15 protein-coding genes are annotated in these 17,899 nt (G+C 28.4%); 5 read left to right on the top strand and 10 right to left on the bottom strand.

All coding sequences use genetic code 11. The annotated features are described in order from the left end of the window. The first annotated feature begins 19 nt into the window (after positions 1–19). A complete protein-coding gene (locus ACJJVY_RS02650) occupies positions 20–2,377 on the top strand; it encodes a PAS domain S-box protein (protein WP_405604849.1) in 2,358 nt (785 codons plus the stop codon). Further along, the gene (locus ACJJVY_RS02645; protein WP_405611566.1) at positions 2,377–2,511 is read left to right on the top strand and encodes a GNAT family N-acetyltransferase; all 135 of its coding nucleotides are present in this window, start codon (positions 2,377–2,379) and stop codon (positions 2,509–2,511) included. Before ACJJVY_RS02650 ends, ACJJVY_RS02645 begins: the two co-directional genes overlap by 1 nt. 174 nt (positions 2,512–2,685) lie before the next feature. Here ACJJVY_RS02645 and ACJJVY_RS02640 read toward each other — a convergent pair whose 3' ends face one another. Continuing rightward, complete coding sequence (locus ACJJVY_RS02640; RefSeq protein WP_405604847.1) at positions 2,686–5,127, bottom strand: M1 family aminopeptidase; 2,442 nt, start codon at positions 5,125–5,127, stop codon at positions 2,686–2,688. Between the two features lie 174 nt (positions 5,128–5,301). Then, complete coding sequence (locus ACJJVY_RS02635; RefSeq protein WP_405604845.1) at positions 5,302–6,477, bottom strand: GlmU family protein; 1,176 nt, start codon at positions 6,475–6,477, stop codon at positions 5,302–5,304. Between the two features lie 236 nt (positions 6,478–6,713). On the opposite strand from ACJJVY_RS02635, the gene ACJJVY_RS02630 reads away from it, so the two are divergent. After that, complete coding sequence (locus tag ACJJVY_RS02630; RefSeq protein WP_405604843.1) at positions 6,714–7,268, top strand: acyl-CoA thioesterase; 555 nt, start codon at positions 6,714–6,716, stop codon at positions 7,266–7,268. Positions 7,269–7,491: 223 nt separating this feature from the next. On the opposite strand, the gene ACJJVY_RS02625 is transcribed toward ACJJVY_RS02630, so the two are convergent. The 4 genes from ACJJVY_RS02625 to ACJJVY_RS02610 all read right to left on the bottom strand — a co-directional run bounded on the left by ACJJVY_RS02625 (position 7,492) and on the right by ACJJVY_RS02610 (position 10,627). Beyond that, positions 7,492–8,019, bottom strand: coding sequence for a hypothetical protein (locus ACJJVY_RS02625; protein WP_405604841.1), 528 nt, complete (start codon positions 8,017–8,019; stop codon positions 7,492–7,494). Positions 8,020–8,123: 104 nt separating this feature from the next. Continuing rightward, a complete protein-coding gene (locus ACJJVY_RS02620) occupies positions 8,124–8,450 on the bottom strand; it encodes a hypothetical protein (protein WP_405604839.1) in 327 nt (108 codons plus the stop codon). 1 nt (position 8,451) lies between these two features. Then, positions 8,452–9,294 carry a sulfurtransferase gene (locus tag ACJJVY_RS02615; protein WP_405604837.1) on the bottom strand — a complete coding sequence of 281 codons (843 nt, stop codon included), beginning with the start codon at positions 9,292–9,294 and terminating at the stop codon, positions 8,452–8,454. A 7-nt stretch (positions 9,295–9,301) separates the two neighbouring features. Then, positions 9,302–10,627, bottom strand: coding sequence for a dicarboxylate/amino acid:cation symporter (locus ACJJVY_RS02610; protein ID WP_405604835.1), 1,326 nt, complete (start codon positions 10,625–10,627; stop codon positions 9,302–9,304). 124 nt (positions 10,628–10,751) lie between these two features. Between ACJJVY_RS02610 and ACJJVY_RS02605 the strand changes: the two genes are divergently transcribed. Further along, a complete protein-coding gene (locus ACJJVY_RS02605; protein WP_405604833.1) occupies positions 10,752–11,393 on the top strand; it encodes a DUF937 domain-containing protein in 642 nt (213 codons plus the stop codon). Positions 11,394–11,455: 62 nt separating this feature from the next. Here ACJJVY_RS02605 and bshA read toward each other — a convergent pair whose 3' ends face one another. From bshA to dnaB, 4 genes are all read right to left on the bottom strand, one after another. After that, positions 11,456–12,592: an N-acetyl-alpha-D-glucosaminyl L-malate synthase BshA gene (gene bshA / locus ACJJVY_RS02600; protein ID WP_405604831.1), complete on the bottom strand. Its 1,137-nt coding sequence runs from the start codon at positions 12,590–12,592 to the stop codon at positions 11,456–11,458. 156 nt (positions 12,593–12,748) lie between these two features. Continuing rightward, positions 12,749–13,594: a transketolase gene (locus ACJJVY_RS02595; protein ID WP_405604829.1), complete on the bottom strand. Its 846-nt coding sequence runs from the start codon at positions 13,592–13,594 to the stop codon at positions 12,749–12,751. Between the two features lie 175 nt (positions 13,595–13,769). Next, on the bottom strand, positions 13,770–15,029 hold the full coding sequence (locus ACJJVY_RS02590; RefSeq protein ID WP_405604827.1) for an asparagine synthetase B: 1,260 nt from the start codon (positions 15,027–15,029) through the stop codon (positions 13,770–13,772). 71 nt (positions 15,030–15,100) lie between these two features. Then, positions 15,101–16,621: a replicative DNA helicase gene (gene dnaB, locus ACJJVY_RS02585; protein ID WP_405604825.1), complete on the bottom strand. Its 1,521-nt coding sequence runs from the start codon at positions 16,619–16,621 to the stop codon at positions 15,101–15,103. A 138-nt stretch (positions 16,622–16,759) separates the two neighbouring features. Between dnaB and ACJJVY_RS02580 the strand changes: the two genes are divergently transcribed. Beyond that, positions 16,760–17,824, top strand: coding sequence for a DUF3810 domain-containing protein (locus ACJJVY_RS02580; protein ID WP_405604823.1), 1,065 nt, complete (start codon positions 16,760–16,762; stop codon positions 17,822–17,824). The last annotated feature ends 75 nt before the right edge of the window (positions 17,825–17,899 follow it).

Raw genomic sequence — 17,899 nt, 5'->3', positions numbered from 1 at the left:
TGCTATTTAAAAGAATAAAATGAAATTTGTAAATTTAAAAAGTCTTCTACTTTTTTTTATACCAATAATTATAATTAGTTATTTTGGTATTAATCATTATTACCATGTAATTACCCAAAATGAATTAGAAATCATAAAAACGGGTGCTGCTAATGATCTGAACGCTAAAACCCTACTGATTAATGACATGTATAAATCTCTAGCAACTGATATTGATATTATACATTGGGGACTTAATCGAGACCCACAACCAGAGAAAAGAAATGTAAAAGATTATTTTCTTCATCTATCTAATTTACAATCAACTTATGATCAAGTAAGACTTTTAGATACTTTAGGTCATGAAATTATCCGTGTAGATTTTGATGGTATTAATTCTGCTAAAAATCAAGAGGAACATAAGCTTCAAGATAAAAGTGATCGTTATTATTTTAAAGAAGCTAAAAAATTAGGGAAAAACGAAATTTATTTTTCTAATATAGATTTAAATATGGAATATGGGAAAATTGAAATCCCTTATAATCCTGTTCTTAGAATTGCTACAAAAATATATAATCAAAAAGGAGAAACGAATGGCGTAATTATTATCAACTATTTTATGAAAAATTTATTTGATAAACTTGTTACACAAAGCAAATTAAAACATTCTTCTTTTGAATTAATTAACGATAAAGGTTTTTATTTAATTTCTAAAGATGAATATAAAAACTTTAGTCATTTTGTATCGGATTCTGATAGTTTGGCTTTATATAATACAAATAAACAACTTTGGAATAAAATAAGTCAAAATTCTGAAGGAATAGATATTCAAAAAGATGCTATTTATATATTTAAAAAATTAACGGTAGATGGCAATAGTACTTATAATATAAACTATAAAGACCGTAAATCTCTTATTCTTGTTCATAAAATAGATTTAAAAAAAGTAAATGAATCTCAGTTTATTTATGCAATATATCAATGGGTTTCTTTTATCTTTTTTAATCTTTTTATGCTTTTTATTATTTTAAGTTTACAATATTATAATTATAAATTAAAATTAAAAAACGATAAATTACTAGAATCTAATGAAGAATTAGAGAAATTAAAAAATAAAATTCAAAAAACATTAAATATTAAACTGGATGAATTAAAACTCACAGAAAGAAAATTTTACTCTATATTTAATAATGCTGGTATTGGTATTACACTGGTAGATTTGGAAGGTAAGCCTGTGTATCCTAACAAAAAATTTATGGATATTTTGGGTTATACTAAAGAAGAACTTCTTAATATGACTTTTGCAGATTTTACACATCCGGCAGACAGAGGTATTGATGTTAAAAAATTTAATAGAATAATTAATAGAGAATGGGATTCTTATAATATAGAAAAACGTTACATACGTAAAGACGGAGCTATTATTTGGGTAGATTTAAATGCATCTCTACTTCTTGATGAAGAAGATAATATAATAAGCGTTATTGGTGCTGTTACAGATATAACAGAACGTAAAGCTGCTCAAAATGAATCTAAAAACCTCAAAAAAATTATTAAGAGTCTTAGTTATATTGCAAAAGTTTTAAAAATAGATTCCATAGAAAATACTACAGAAATTAACGAATCGGTTAATTTAGTACAATACATAGAAAAACAGTCTGAAGATATTTTAAATGCAAATAAAGCTAGAGAAGAGCTACTTAAAAATTTAGAAAATAAAAACATAGAATTAAATAATTATGCACAAATTGTTTCGCATGATTTAAAAACACCTTTAAGAAGTATTTATACTCTATTTAATTGGGTTGAAGATGAAATTGAAAACAAATTAAGTGAAGAAAGTAAAGATTATTGTCAATTGATTCTAGAAAATATAGAAAAAATGGAGTCTTTGATCACTGGTATCCTAAAATATTCTAGCATTGACAATGATGAAATGGTAGAATATAATTTAAACACTTATGATTTGGTAAACGAACTTGTAAAGTTAATGTTGATTCCTAAATTTATTGAAGTTAAAGTTGATGAAAACCTACCAACCATAGAAGGCAATAGACAAAGAGTTTTACAGATCTTTCAAAATTTACTTCAAAATGCTGTAAAAAGTATTGTTAATAAAACAGGTAAAATAGAAATTGGTGTAAAAGAAAGTGAAAATGACCAGTTTTGGGAATTTTATATAAAGGATAATGGTAAAGGTATCGAAGAAAGATATTTTAAAAAAATATTTGAATTATTTCAAAGTGTTGATGAAAATGACGGAAAATCAGGAATAGGTCTTTCCATTGTTAAAAAAGCAATTAATTTTTACCACGGAGAAATTTGGGTAGAAAGTGAGGTTTCTAAAGGAACTACTTTCTATTTTACACTGCCTAAAAACATAAGTAGTAACTTGTAATTACAGTATCATTCTTAAATAAGAATGATAAACTTTTTGAAATAGGAAAAATGGCTGTTTCAGAAAAATACCAAGGTCATAAAATAAATACTTTTTTACTTGAACATTGTTTAGAATCAGCAAAAAAAAGATAAAAACACTATTCTTACACTCTAATACTCAATTAAAACCTAAAATCTATCTTTTAAATAATACGGATTTGTTAAAGTTGAATTAGAAAAAGAATTATACCAAAGAGTAAATACAAAAAAGAAAAAGCACCCTTGTATTAAAGATGCTTTTCTTTTTTAACATTTACTAATAAAAAATTATAATAATTTTGCCATAGATTCTTCTATGATCGCTATATTTCTTATTTTATTTGGTTGATTTTTAGTTTTTTGATCTTGTATCATTTTACGCATTAGGTTAATTACAACCTTGTCAAAATTAAAAGACTTGTATTGTGTTCCTTTTACAACCATATCGTCAACTAAATTTTGAATGGCTTCTGAGTTATTACTTTCAGAAACTTGTTTAAATGCTTTTTCGTAAAGAACTTTTGTTGCATCATCACCTGTTAAAAACATTCCAGATAAAATACTTTTCGCAATAAAAGGAAGTTCTTCTTCGTCTTTTTCTTCAATGTAAATACGAGTTAAAGGTGTTGCTAATATTTTTTTAACTTCATCTGGCAACTCTTTAGATTTACCAATTGCTGTTTCTTTATCGATATAATACATTGAAACTAAAGCTTTACCTAAAACCGCATAAGACTCACTACTTAAGTGTTTTAAAAATATATTTTTTAATTCAGGATCGGTTAATTTACCTAAAGTTTCTATTGCTGCAGCTTGTACTAATGTCTTATCATCGTTATTTGCAATTTGCATTATTTTTTGAATGGCTTCCTTTTTAGAAAACTTATTAATTAAATCTATTTTTTGTAATGCTAGAATTCTAATTTTATAAGACTCATCATTTAAAGCATCTGCAACAGCATTAAAGGCATCTTTTTCTTCTTGCTTTTTTACGACTTCTAACAAAGCTTCTCTTCTTTGTGCAAAATTCTCAGCATTTTTTAATTGAAAAATATAATCACTTAAAATTTTGTTTTCGTTAATCTCGCATAATAAAACACCATCTGCATTTACTTGTATCAATGTTGGTTGTTTTTGATAATCAAAAGTAAAAGAAGCGTCTTTACCATCTACAAAAACGTTATGTCTTATTCTTTTTCCATTTTCAAAAATATCAATTGCAATAGGGAATTTAAATTCATTTACATTTAATTGCAATAAATTAACGGTTACTTTTTTCTGAATTGTGTTATAATCATAAGAAACATCTATTTTTGGATGTCCAGAATTATAATACCACTGGTTAAAAAACCAATTTAAATCTTTACCTGTAATTTTCTCGAAAACTAATCTTAATTGATGTACTTCTGCAGCTTGATACTTATTTTCTGTTAAATACGTTTTCAATCCTAAGAAAAAAGCGTCATCACCTAAATAATTACGTAGCATATGTAAAATAGAACCACCTTTATTGTAGCTTACTAAATCAAACATATCTTCTTTATCATCATAATTAAAACGAACCAAATGTTTTTCGCTACTTTGTCCGTTTATATAAGCTTCTCTATCTTCAAACAAATGCATATCTGCATCTAGTTTTCCGTATTTATATTCTCTCCATAAATATTCGCTATAATTGGCAAAAGATTCATTTAATGTTAAATTAGACCAACTCTCTGAAGTCACTAAATCTCCAAACCAATGGTGAAATAACTCATGGGCAATGGTGTTTTCTTGTATATTTTCATCAATTAATTGCCCTGGTTTTTGGTATGCTTGTTCTCCATGAATTACAGCTGTTGTATTTTCCATTGCACCAGAAACATAGTCTCTACCAACAATTTGGCTGTACTTATTCCAAGGATATTCTACGCCTAATTTATCTGAAAAGAAACCAATCATTTCTGGGGTTAATCCAAAAATATTTTTGGCATAAGATGCATATTCTTTTTCTACATAATAATTAACAGGTATGTTTTTATAAGAATCTTTAATAATTTCAAACTCTCCAACTCCCATAAAAAACAAATATGGAGCGTGTTTTTGATCCATCTTCCAGTAATCTGTTCTATTAGATCCGTTTTTTGTTTGATTTTCTAATTTTCCGTTAGAAAGTGTTACATATTTATCTGGAACAGTAATGTAAATTTCTTGAGTTGTTTTTTGGTTAGGACTGTCTATTGTAGGAAACCAACAGCTACTTGCTTCTGTTTCTCCTTGTGTCCATATTTGTGTTGGTTTATTTTTGTCAGCACCATCTGCATTTATAAAATACAAACCTTTAGCATCTGTAATTGCAGCACTTCCTTTTTGTTTTACTTTTTCTGGGCGAGCAGTATATTTAATATAAACGGTAAATTCTTCGTCTTTTTTATATTGTTTAGGTAATTCTATAGTGATTTTAAAATCATCATAGTTATAATTTAATTCTTTACTATTTAAGGTAATAGTATGAATTAGCATAGCTTTAGCATCTAATGTAAACTTGTTAGTGGCATAAAAATGAGGTTTAGCTGTAACCCAAGCTTCACCATTTAATTGTTTTTTATCAAAATTAAAATCTACCTTTAATTTTGTGTGTACCAAATCATGGATTTTATCTCTTTCTGGTTTATATGTTTTATAAGTTTGAGAAAAACTGATTAAACTAACCATGGTAAAAAGAGCAAATAAAAACTGCTGTAACTTCATAAATTTTACTTTCTTAAAATCTCAAAAATAATAAATAATATAGCTGATGCTGTTAATTAGCAGTTAAAATAAGATTTTTACAAACATAGAAAAAGACCATAAACATCTTATTTTTAGTTTGTTATTTATTTTTGACAAGTTTTTTTAAGACAATATTAGTAATTAAAGTAAAAATTAATAATTTCTATATTTTTTTGTTTCATTAAAAACATGTTCTAAAATACGTTTATCTTGGTCGTTAAACTCTAAATTTCTACGTTCTAAAACAACTGTAGCTACTTCAAAAAACTTATTAGTTTTATATTCTGTAAAACCAGAAGAACCACCCCAGCTAAAAGAAGGTACAAAATTTCTTGGAAATCCTGTACCAAAAATATTAGTACTAACCCCAATAACTGTACCTGTGTTAAACATAGTATTGATGCCACATTTAGAGTGGTCTCCCATCATTAAACCACAAAATTGTAATCCTGTTTTTGCAAATCTACCAGAGTTATAATCCCATAATTTTACTTCTGCATAATTGTTTTTTAGGTTAGAATTATTGGTGTCTGCACCTAAATTACACCACTCTCCTAAAACAGAATTTCCTAAAAAACCATCGTGTCCTTTATTAGAATACGCCATTAAAAGAGAATTATTAACCTCTCCTCCTACTTTACAATAAGGACCAATTGTTGTACCTCCATAAATTTTTGCACTCATTTTTAATAATGCACCTTCTCCCATTGCAAATGGACCTTTTACAGCACTGTTTTCTAAAATAACAGCATTTTTACCAATATAAATTGGTCCAGAAGAAGCATTTAAAATAGCAAAAGTGATGCTTGCTCCTTCTTCTATAAATATATTTTCTTTATTAATATACCTTGTTCCTTCTGGTATTGGTTGAGATTCTCTACCTTCTGTAATTAAATCGAAATCTTGTTGAATTGCTTTAAAATTTAATGAAAAAATGTCCCAAGTATTTTTAACTTGTAATAAATCTTCTTCAAATTCTATATGCTTATAAGCATCAAAATTTACTTCTTCTTGAGAGTCTTTTGTAAAAAAAGCTAAAACATCATCACCTTTAAAAATAGCTTCGTTTTCAGATAAATCCTTTATAAGCTCGACTAAATTTTCATTAGGGCAATAAGAGGCATTTATTAAAATATTCTCTTCCATTTCTACCATTGGATATTTTTCTTCTAAATATTCTTCGGTAACGGTAGTTGTTGTAACACCTAGATGCTTTTCCCATTTTTCTCTGATGGTTAAAATACCAATTCTAATATCTGCTACTGGTCTTGTAAATGTAAAAGGTAAAAGGTTATTTCTAACCTCGCCATCAAATAGGATATAATTCATTTTTCTTTTTTTAACTAAAGCAAATTTACTTTAAAAAGAGCATTAAACAAACAGATTATAACAATTACAATCAGTTTGTTTAATATAATTTAAATATTGATTTGTAAGTCTTTAAATTATAAATTGCCGAAATAAAACAAAATAAAAATTATAAATTAGCTTTTAAGAAATTAATTAAGCTTGTAAAATTCTTAATATTTTTCTGTTAACCGCTTCTAACCAATAGATATTAACTTATGAAATCAAATTTTAAACATATAACAGAATCTCAGATAACAATTACAGAATTAATGTTACCATCTAACTCTAATTTTAGTGGTAAAATTCATGGAGGATATATTTTAAATTTAATGGATCAAATTGCTTTTGCTTGTGCGTCTAAACATTCTGGTAATTATTGTGTAACTGCTTCTGTGAATAAAGTAGATTTCTTAAACCCGATAGAAGTTGGCGAATTGGTAACTATGAAAGCTTCTGTAAATTTTACAGGAAGAACCTCTATGGTTGTAGGTTTACGAGTAGATTCTGAAAACATTAGAACCGGAGAAACTAAACATTGTAATTCTTCTTATTTTACAATGGTTGCTAAAGATGATGATGGAAAAAGTACGCCAGTGCCAGGAATTATTTTAACAACAGAAGATGAAGTAAGACGTTTTGTAAGGAGTATTACTAGACAAAAAGAAGGACGAAAAAGAACTTCTCGTTTTAGTAGTAATGTTTTTAAAATGAAAGATAATTTACATTTATTAAAAGAGAGTAATGCTAAAATAGAGTTAGAAAATAAATAGTTATTGTTGTATTCTGCAATTGTATTTGGGTTGTGTCTAATTTTAAAGTTACAAGAATTTGCAATAAAACACATTTTATTCAGTCACTATAATTTTATGTGTTGAACATAGTAGTTCAAATCTTATTCTTTCAGTTTTAGTTGATCTTATTTTAACAGAAACCAGATGTATTTAGATAAGATTAGTTGGCTATGTTTAAAACAATAAAATTCAAAGTAAATTTTTATAGGTTAACTATACTTTCAATTATAATTCCGATAAAACAATCATCCATACACTCTTTTTCAACATAACCACAGGTTGAAATTAATCCATTATTTTCTGACTCAAAATAAGAAGTTGCATTTTTTCTTTTTATTAACCAATCTTGTTCTGCTTTTAGATATATTTCATCTAAGGTTAAAGCTGTGGCAGCTAATGAATATTCATATTTTGTACTGTTGATTTCATTTTCATTTTCTGTCCATTCTAATTGATCTACAGGTATGTTTACTGTGTTACCTGTATATTCAAAATGTCTCTCTATTATTACTCCATTTGATACTGTGATAGTTGTTTCCCAACCGTAATCGGTAAAAACAGAACCTCCAGACACCAAGTATTTGTATGAATCGTTAGATGACTCTTTGAAATCTAGCCAATTATTTTGGCTTTTTTCAAAATCATTTTGATAGTCTATATCATCTAATGAACATGAAGTTGTTAAAATATTGATGAATAGAAGTGCAATAAAATAAAGTTTGTGTTTCATAATTGTTTTATAACTATATCCAATAGATGTAAATTTCTCTGTTTGGTTGCGTTAACACTTAGCTTTATTTTTGTTTTTACTTCTTAAGAGTAATCAACTAAAACTTAATCAATAATTTTCTTTAAAATAGCAAATACTTTTTTTTCTACAACATCTACAGAACCATCCGCAAAAAAGACATTTTTAATATCCTTTATTAAATCATCTTTCTCTTGTTGACTAAATTCGTTTTCTATAATATATTGCTGAATTTTATTTAAATTATTTTCATCCGAATCTACAACAACTTCTATATGAATTTTATTAAATGTAATTTTATCTACTTTAGATAATATATAATCCTGTTCTTCTTTAGATTCAAAATAATTACAATGTGCAGCATATAAAAGCACATAGGCTTCAAACTCTTTTTTTGTCCAATCTAACTTCATCTTATCTTTCTATTGGTAAACTTTTAGTTGTTCCCCACTCTGTCCAAGAACCATCATAAACTGCATAATTATTATTCCCTGACACATTTGCCGCCAAAGCTAAAATCGATGCTGTTATTCCTGACCCACAAGAGAAAATAAATTCTTTTTTTTCTGGATTTATTTCATCAAAAATAATTTTTAATTGATCATCTGATTTAAACAATCCGTTTTCTAAAACACTTGAAAAAGGCAAACTTATAGAATTAGGAATATGTCCTCCTTTTATATCATTTCTAGGTTCAGGCTCAGTAGCATAAAATCTACCTTTAGAGCGTGCATCAGCAATTAAAATTTTATCATTATTAATAGCTGATAAAATCTCTTTTGTAAATGTTATTTTTTTAGGTTGATACGCTGCTTTAAAGTTTCCTTTTTTAATAGGTTTCTTTTCAGGTTTTTCTGTGGGATAATTATTTTCTTTCCATTTGGGTAAACCACCATTTAAAACGGCAACATTTTTAAAACCCATTAACTGAAACATCCACCAAACTCTTGGAGACGAATAAATACCTAAATCATCATAACAAACAATGATACTTTCTTTATTTATCCCTATTTCTCGTGCTTTATCTTCAAAACCTTTAGACGATAAAATTGTATTGGGAAAAGGAGCTTTTTTATCTGAAAAACTGTTTTTTATATCAAAAAAAATAGCTCCTTTAATTTGTTCTTTATCAACGTTTATTGTTGATTTATTAGTTACTTTAGGAATTGTACAATCTAAAATGATTAAATTTTCATCATTTAAATGATTGTTTAACCAATCTATTGAAATTATTGGTTTTGTAATTTCTAAAGTCATATTATAATTATTTTACAGCTTCATAATTATCATCCCATTCTTTAGGTTTAGGATCGTGTAATTTACCTAAAGATTTAGCTACCAAAACAGAAACAGTAGCATCTCCTGTAACATTAACAACAGTTCTACACATATCTAAAGGTCTGTCTACGGCAAAAATAAGCGCAATACCTAATGGCAATAATTCTGCAGGAAAACCAAGAGTTTCTAATACAACAACTAACATTACAATACCTGCACTTGGTACAGCAGCACTACCAATAGAAGCTAAAACAGAAGTACCAATAATAACTAATTGATTAGAAAATGTTAAGCCTTCTGGCCAAAGTACTTGCATAATAAACACGGCAGCAATACCTTGGTATAAACTTGTACCATCCATATTTACTGTTGCACCAACTGGTAATACAAAACCAGCTACTTCAGAATCTACACCTAGATGTTCTTCTACACGCTCCATAGTTACCGGCAAGGTTGCCGCACTACTACTTGTAGAAAAGGCTAATAATTGAGCTGGACTTATTTGTTTTAAAAACCAAATTGGCGATTTTTTTGCATACACACTAACTAAAAGTAGGTAAAAACAAATTAATAAAACCAAGCCTCCGAAAACACAAAATGCATACCAAAGCAGTTTTAATAAGATTTCTGTATCATCAAAAGAAATGATAACATTTGCTAATAATGAGAAAACAGCATAAGGAGCAAAAAGCATAATTAAATCTACCATTTTCATAACCACTTCATTTAGTGAATCAAAAAAACTGATTAAAGGTTTTGCTTTCTTTTCGTCTATTAATAATAAACAAATACCAACAAAAAGAGCAAAGAAAATAACTTGAAGCATAGATGCATCTGTTAAAGACTTAAAAATATTACTTGGAAAAATATCAACCAAAGCTTGTAATGGCCCTGCTTCTTTTTGGGAAGTTGCTTTATTTAATTTATCAATTACACCAGAATCATTAGAATACTTTAATTTAATTTTTTCAATCGTTTCTGCAGGCATTCCATTACCTGGCTTTACTGTATTTACAATACTTAAACCAATAATAACAGCAACTAAAGTAGTAACCATGTATAGACTAATGGTGCGTAACCCCATCGATTTTATTTTAGAAATATCTTTTAAATCAGAAATACCTTTTATTAGAGAAGCAAGAATTAATGGTACTGCTATTAATTTTAATAAATTTATAAAAATGGTTCCGAACGGTTTTATCCAATCAGTAACAAATCCTTTTCCTCCGTCTATAGAATTCATTATAAATCCAAAAATGATTCCAAGAAACATTCCTATTAAAATTTTCCAATGTAGTGCTAGTTTTTTCATCAAATGTTTTAAAATTATTAAGAATTTGAAAGGTAAAAAAAAAATTTATAAGCAGACGTGACTTTATTTGTATATTGTGTCATAAAATTAGAAAACATTTAAATTAATTATAAAAAACACAATAATGGCAGGTATATTAGACTTATTAAATAGTGATTTAGGAAAACAAATTATTTCTGGAGTTTCTGGTTCTACAGGTAACGACACAAGTAAAACAAGTAGTGTTTTGACAATGGCTTTGCCAGTTTTAATGAAAGCAATGGAAAGAAATGCTTCTACTCCAGAAGGTGCAGCAGGATTAATGGGCGCTTTATCTAATAAACATGATGGTAGTATTTTAAATAATTTAGGTGGTTTATTTGATGGAGGTGTTGATGAAAGCGTAAAACAAGATGGAGCAGGAATTCTTAATCATATTTTAGGAAGCAAACAACAGGGGGTTGAGCAAGTTATTGGGCAAAAGTCTGGTTTAGATGCAGGTTCTGTTGCTAATATTTTAAAAGTAGCAGCACCTATATTAATGGGGGTGTTAGGTAAACAAAAACAAGAGCAAAGTGTTAGTAATTCTGGTGATTTAACAGGACTTTTAGGTGGTTTATTAGGAGGAAGTAACAACAATACAGAACAAAATTTCTTAGAACAAATTTTAGATTCTGATGGAGATGGAAGTGTTGTTGATGATGTAGCAGGAATGCTTTTAGGTGGTAATAAAAGTCAATCTGGTGGTGGAATTGGTGGAATGTTAGGTGGACTTTTCGGAAAATAAATTTCTATAAATCTCACATATAATTAAAAAAGCTCAAACAAACGTTTGAGCTTTTTTAATTCTTATAATACTTTAGTTTTATAACAAGATTTATAAATGTCCTCATAAACCGGCAATATATTTTCTAATGAAAATCTTTTAGTATGTTCTCTAGCGTTTGTTTTAAATTTTTCTAATGTATTCTCGTCTTTTAGAATGGAAATGGCATTTTTTGCCATATCTTTTACATCACCTAAATCACTTAAATAACCTGTAACACCATGTATATTTACTTCTGGTAAACCACCAGTGTTTGTAGATATTACTGCTGTTTTTGCAGCCATAGCTTCTAAAGCAGCTAAACCAAAACTTTCTGTTTGAGAAGGTAAAAGAAAAATATCTGAATAACATAAAATTTTAGCAACCTCAGAACTGTTTCCTAAAAACATAACAACATCAGAAATTTTTAATTTGTTTACTAAGTTTTCTGCTTTTACTCTTTCTGGTCCTTCTCCTACTAATAATAACTTAGACGGAACTTCTTTTTGTACTTCATAAAAGATTTTGATTACATCTTCTACTCTTTTTACAGGCCTAAAATTACTAATATGCGTTAAAACTTTTTCGTGAGGTTCCGCAATCGCAATTCTATTGCATTTTTTTTGATGTACTTTGTCGTACTTTACTACATCTATAAAATTGTAAATTACTTGTATATCTTTTTTAATATTAAAAAGTCTATTTGTAGTCTTCTTTAAATCGTTAGAAACAGATGTAACTACATCAGAATTATTAATACTAAACTCTACCGCGGTTTTGTAAGTTGGATGGCTACCAACCAATGTTATATCTGTACCGTGTAAAGTAGTTACAACTTTTACAGAAATACCTTTTTCTTTTAACATTTGTTTTGCCATGTATGCTGCATATGCATGTGGTATTGCATAATGTACATGTAAAACTTCTAGCTCGTGTTTTTCTACAACTTCTACTATTTTACTAGATAAAGCCAACTCATAAGGTTGGTATTGAAATAATGGATACTCTTCTAAAATTACTTGATGAAAATGTAAATGATGAGAAATAAAATCTAAACGAACTGGCTGGTTATAGGTGATAAAATGTACTTCGTGTCCTTTATCTGCTAAAGCCATGCCTAATTCTGTAGCAACTACTCCACTTCCTCCAAATGTTGGGTAACAAACAATACCTATTTTCATTCCTTATTAAATAATTTATAAATTGACAAAATATCAATTTGTTAGTTGTAAAGATAAAAGTATTCTTACAGTTTAAATCTAAATAAAAACATAAAAAAACCTACAATTGAATTTGTAGGCTTTGTAATATAAATTTCTGATAATAAAATCAGGTGTTTAGTAATCTCCTAAAGTTACTGGGTTTTGAGCTAAAGCATTTTCTAACTGCTCATCATTTGGCGCTTTACCATGCCAAGCATGGGTGTGCATCATAAAATCTACACCATTACCCATTTCTGTATATAATAAAATACAAACAGGTTTTCCTTTACCTGTCATAGATTTTGCTTCAGATAAACCTGCTAAAATAGCCTCAATATCATTCCCTTTTTCTACTTCTAAAACATCCCAACCAAAAGCTTCAAATTTAGCTTTAATGCTTCCCATTGCTAAAACTTCGTCTGTAGAACCATCAATTTGTTTTCCGTTTAAATCTATAGTAGCAATTAAGTTATCAACTTTTTTTGCTGATGCATACATAATCGCTTCCCAGTTCTGGCCTTCTTGTAACTCTCCATCTCCATGTAAAGTATATACAATTTTATCATCACCATTTAATTTTTTAGCTTGTGCAGCTCCTAAACCAACAGACATACCTTGTCCTAAAGATCCAGATGCAATTCTAACACCAGGTAAACCTTCGTGAGTTGTTGGATGCCCTTGTAAACGAGAATCTAATAATCTAAATGTGTTTAACTCTTCTACAGGAAAAAAACCACTATGTGCCAAAACACTATAAAAAACAGGAGAAATATGTCCATTAGAAAGAAAAAATAAATCTTCATTTTTACCATCCATTGTAAATTCTGTAGAATAATCCATTACTTCTTGATATAAACAAGTAATAAACTCTGCACATCCTAAAGAACCTCCTGGGTGACCAGAACTTACTTTATGAACCATTCTTAATATATCTCTACGAACTTGTTGCGTAAAATCTTGTAATTGCTGTGTTGTTGGCATTGTGTTAATTTAATTTGACGACAAAAATACAAAAGAGATTGAATTTTATTCTGTTTTAATATTATTTATTTTATAATAATTAATAATATTAAGTAGATAATCTTATTAAGAATGTAATAAAGTGAGCTATTTTTTATAAAATGAGATTATATGAGTTTTTGCACTTTATTTTATACTAAGTTTTTTGCTTTTTCTTTTTAGCTGCAGGAAACAATACATTGTTTAAAATTAAACGATAACCAGGAGAAGTTGGGTGTAAATCTAACTCCGTTTTAGGATCTCCTACTCTATGCGTGTAATCTTCTGGATCATGACCTCCATAAAAAGTAAACATTCCTTTTCCTTTGGTTCCATGTATATAACGAGCTTCTCTATTTGTTTTATTTTCTCCTAAAACTAATACATTAGATTTAATTGTATTTCTATTAAAGGAAGTAGTTTGCCCCATAAAACCTTTTACCAAAGTTGTGTGGTTTTGATTTAACATAGTGGGTACAGGATCCCATTTTGCCGAAAACTCTACCAAAGAAAAATAATCTGATGTTTTTGGTATTTTACGTTTACTTGTCATATCTATCGAAGAAAACTCATAAGTATTAGGGTTTCTAACTAACAGAAAGTCTTTAAAAGCAAAAGTTTTATTATAATCTATTTTAGATTGATAATTTAAATCTGTTCCATCTCCATCAAACATAGATTCTGCAATATCTACACCTTCGGCAGATAATGCAATATCAAAACTATCTGTTGCAGAACACATAGCAAACATAAAACCACCACCAATTACATAATCTCTAATTTTTTTAGAAACAGCTAATTTTTCTTCTGAAACTTTAGAAAAGCCTAATTCTGTAGCTAATTTTTCTGCATTTTTCTTTCCTTCTAAATACCATGGAGTTGATCTAAAAGAACCGTAAAATTTACCATATTGTCCTGTAAAATCTTCGTGATGTAAATGCAACCATTCATATAAAAGTAACTTATCTTCTAAAAGTTCTTTATCGTAAATAACATCAAAAGGAATTTCTGCATACGTTAAAACCATAGTAACGGCATCATCCCATGGCATTTTATCTTTTGGAGAATACACAGCTATTTTTGGTGCTTTTTCTAAAGTTACCGCATCTTGATTTGATGATGGCGAAGAAATTTCTTCTAAAATTAATTGCGCTTTTGCATCAGAAATTACATGAAAAGAAACACCTCTAATTTTGCATTCTTTTTCTATAATTTTATTGTTTTCTATTAAAAAAGCTCCTCCATCATAATTTAACAACCATTTAGATTTTAAACCTGCTTCCAAAGAAAAATAAACAATTCCGTATGCTTTTAAATGATTATTTTGATTATCATGACTCATAGGAACATAAATAAATGATGCCCAAATTGAGTTAGAAATTAAAAGAAAAGTTAAAATTAAAAGCAGCTTTTTCATATTAAAAACTAAAATACACAATTACTTTAAAGCAATTGTGTATTTCTATAATTTTATAAAATCTTTAAGTTTTAGAAAGGAACATCATCTCCACCAAAAGCATCTTTTGGATCCATTCCACCTTCATTAGAACCTTCAAATGGGTTTTCTGGGAAATCTGCATTCATAGAAGATTGAAATTCTGAACTAAATCCTTCTTCTAAATCAGAGAATTTTGCTAAATGTCCTGTAAATTTTAAACGAATATTATCCAAACCACCATTTCTGTGTTTTGCAACAATAAATTCTCCTTGCCCTTCACATGGCGAATGATCATCATCATCCCATTCTGTCATTCCGTAATATTCTGGACGGAAAATAAACGATACAATATCTGCATCTTGTTCAATCGCTCCAGATTCACGTAAATCTGATAATAGAGGTCTTTTAGACCCTCCACGAGTTTCCACCGCACGCGATAACTGAGATAATGCAATAACTGGCACAGATAATTCTTTTGCCAAAGCTTTTAAGTTTCTAGAAATCATTGAGATTTCTTGCTCACGATTTCCTCCTGCTTTCCCTCCTGCTGTCATCAATTGTAAATAATCAATAACTAAAATTTTAACATTGTGTTGCGATACCAATCGTCTTGCTTTTGCACGTAAATCAAATACAGAAAGAGAAGGCGTATCATCAATAAAAATAGGCGCATCAGATAAGCGCTTCACTTTTACATTTAATTGTTCCCACTCATGTGGTTCTAAATTCCCTTTTCTTAATTTTTCTGATGTTAATCCCGTTTCCGAAGAAATCATACGTGTAATTAACTGTACAGAAGACATTTCTAAAGAAAATACGGCAACTCCATGGTTAAAATCGATTGCCATATTTTTTGCCATCGAAATTACAAATGCTGTTTTTCCCATACCAGGACGTGCAGCAATAATAACTAAATCAGACGGCTGCCAACCAGAAGTTAACGCATCTAATTTCGTAAAACCAGTTGCCAAACCAGACATTCCTTCTTGATTACCGATTTCTTGTATCTTTTTTAAGGCTTGTTTTACAAGTGATCCCGCATCTTCGGAACTCTTTTTTAAATTACCTTGTGTAACTTCAAAAAGCTTAGCTTCTGCATCGTCTAATAAATCAAAAACATCTGTACCTTCATCATAAGCGTTTTCTATAATTTCTGATGAAATAGAGATTAATTTACGTTGAATGTATTTTTGTAAAATAATTCTAGCATGGAACTCAATGTGTGCAGAAGACGCTACTTTTTGAGTTAAACGAATTAAAAAGAAATCTCCACCAACAAATTCTAATTTACCATTCTTTTTTAACAAGTTAGATACCGTTAAAAGGTCAATAGGTTCAGAATTTTGAAATAATTCATAAATAGCAGCATAAATATCTTGGTGTTTTTGATCATAAAAAGCATCTGCACTTAAAACATCAATAACATCATCAATACCTTTTTTATCAATCATCATTGCACCTAGCACAGCTTCTTCCAACTCCACTGCTTGTGGTGGAATTTTACCTTTTTCAAGTTGTACTAGTCTTGATTTATCTATCTTTTTACCTGTAACAGGAGTCGTTTTTTCCATGACTGCAAATGTACTTTTTTAGGTTGAAAATGGTTTCTAAAAATTAACTTTAATTTGTAAACATTTATTGTAAACAAAATTGTTATTATCTTGTTAATAACCAGTCAACTTCTATTTTGATTTGTTATTTTTACATCAATGAAATGGAATAAAAGACATATTTTACTTGCAATATTATTACCTATTCAAGTATTTCTAGTACAACTATCAGCTAATACCCCTTCTTTTATAGAAACCTATTATTCTAACGGAATTTACCCACGCATATCCTCTTTTTTTAGAATTATTTTAGGTTGGATTCCTTTTTCTTTTGGCGACGTTTTATTAGGTTTTGGTTTGTTTGTTTTAATACGTTTTTTAGTACGGTTGGTAAAAAGTAGATTTAAATATTTTCTACCTAAACTAATTCATTTTACAGCCATTTTATCTATCATTTATTTTTGTTTTTATCTTTTTTGGGGATTGAATTATTACAGAGAACCTTTAGCAAAAAACTTAAATTATCAGCAAAAAGAATATACTACAGAGCAACTTATAAAAGTAACCGAACATGTTATTGAAAAACTCAATTACTATCAATCTAAAATAACAAAAAATGATACTTTAAAAGTTGTAAACCCATATCAACCCAAAGAAATGTATAAAATGGCTGTTGATGGATATAATAATTTAGCTAGAGATTTTCCGCAATTAAAATATCAACATCCGTCTGTAAAAAGTTCTCTAATGAGTTTGTTACAAACTTATAACGGTACAGCTGGTTATTTAAATCCGTTAACAGGAGAAGCACAAGTAAACGACAAATTACCCAAAACTAGTTATCCAACAACAACTTGCCATGAAATGGCGCATCAAATTGGTTTTGCTGCAGAAAATGAAGCTAATTTTGTAGGCTTTTTAGCCGCAAACTATAATGATGATCTTTACTTTAAATATGCTAGTTATAGAATGGCTTTTGGGTATTGTATTTCTGAAATTAAAAAACGAGATAAAAAATTATCTCAAGAACTTTGGCAAACTGTAAACAAAGGAATTGTAAAAGATTTTAATGCTAGTTATTTATTTTGGCAACAATATAAAAATCCTTTTGAACCATTTATTAAAAAAGGTTACAATGTCTATTTAAAAGCAAATAAACAAGATAAAGGAGTACAGTCTTATAATTATGTTGTAGATTTATTTATCAGTTACTTTGCATCTTAGATAAATCCTTAATTATCTTAAATTTTTGTTAATTTAACCTATTTTAACATTTTACAAATTGCTTCTATTTAATTT

This window comes from Polaribacter sp. Asnod1-A03 (assembly GCF_045063585.1).
Classification (GTDB): Bacteria; Bacteroidota; Bacteroidia; order Flavobacteriales; family Flavobacteriaceae; genus Polaribacter.
Note: the sequence above shows the minus strand (reverse complement) of the source record. Positions and strands in the feature narration are given on the sequence as shown.

What these genes read in the sequence shown, in the direction of transcription:
- ACJJVY_RS02650 (WP_405604849.1), top strand. Translation starts at nt 20, where the DNA reads ATGAAATTTGTAAATTTAAAAAGTCTTCTACTTTTTTTTATACCAATA.
- ACJJVY_RS02640 (WP_405604847.1), bottom strand. Translation starts at nt 5,127, where the DNA reads ATGAAGTTACAGCAGTTTTTATTTGCTCTTTTTACCATGGTTAGTTTA.
- ACJJVY_RS02635 (WP_405604845.1), bottom strand. Translation starts at nt 6,477, where the DNA reads ATGAATTATATCCTATTTGATGGCGAGGTTAGAAATAACCTTTTACCT.
- ACJJVY_RS02630 (WP_405604843.1), top strand. Translation starts at nt 6,714, where the DNA reads ATGAAATCAAATTTTAAACATATAACAGAATCTCAGATAACAATTACA.
- ACJJVY_RS02625 (WP_405604841.1), bottom strand. Translation starts at nt 8,019, where the DNA reads ATGAAACACAAACTTTATTTTATTGCACTTCTATTCATCAATATTTTA.
- ACJJVY_RS02620 (WP_405604839.1), bottom strand. Translation starts at nt 8,450, where the DNA reads ATGAAGTTAGATTGGACAAAAAAAGAGTTTGAAGCCTATGTGCTTTTA.
- ACJJVY_RS02615 (WP_405604837.1), bottom strand. Translation starts at nt 9,294, where the DNA reads ATGACTTTAGAAATTACAAAACCAATAATTTCAATAGATTGGTTAAAC.
- ACJJVY_RS02610 (WP_405604835.1), bottom strand. Translation starts at nt 10,627, where the DNA reads ATGAAAAAACTAGCACTACATTGGAAAATTTTAATAGGAATGTTTCTT.
- ACJJVY_RS02605 (WP_405604833.1), top strand. Translation starts at nt 10,752, where the DNA reads ATGGCAGGTATATTAGACTTATTAAATAGTGATTTAGGAAAACAAATT.
- bshA (WP_405604831.1), bottom strand. Translation starts at nt 12,592, where the DNA reads ATGAAAATAGGTATTGTTTGTTACCCAACATTTGGAGGAAGTGGAGTA.
- ACJJVY_RS02595 (WP_405604829.1), bottom strand. Translation starts at nt 13,594, where the DNA reads ATGCCAACAACACAGCAATTACAAGATTTTACGCAACAAGTTCGTAGA.
- ACJJVY_RS02590 (WP_405604827.1), bottom strand. Translation starts at nt 15,029, where the DNA reads ATGAAAAAGCTGCTTTTAATTTTAACTTTTCTTTTAATTTCTAACTCA.
- dnaB (WP_405604825.1), bottom strand. Translation starts at nt 16,621, where the DNA reads ATGGAAAAAACGACTCCTGTTACAGGTAAAAAGATAGATAAATCAAGA.
- ACJJVY_RS02580 (WP_405604823.1), top strand. Translation starts at nt 16,760, where the DNA reads ATGAAATGGAATAAAAGACATATTTTACTTGCAATATTATTACCTATT.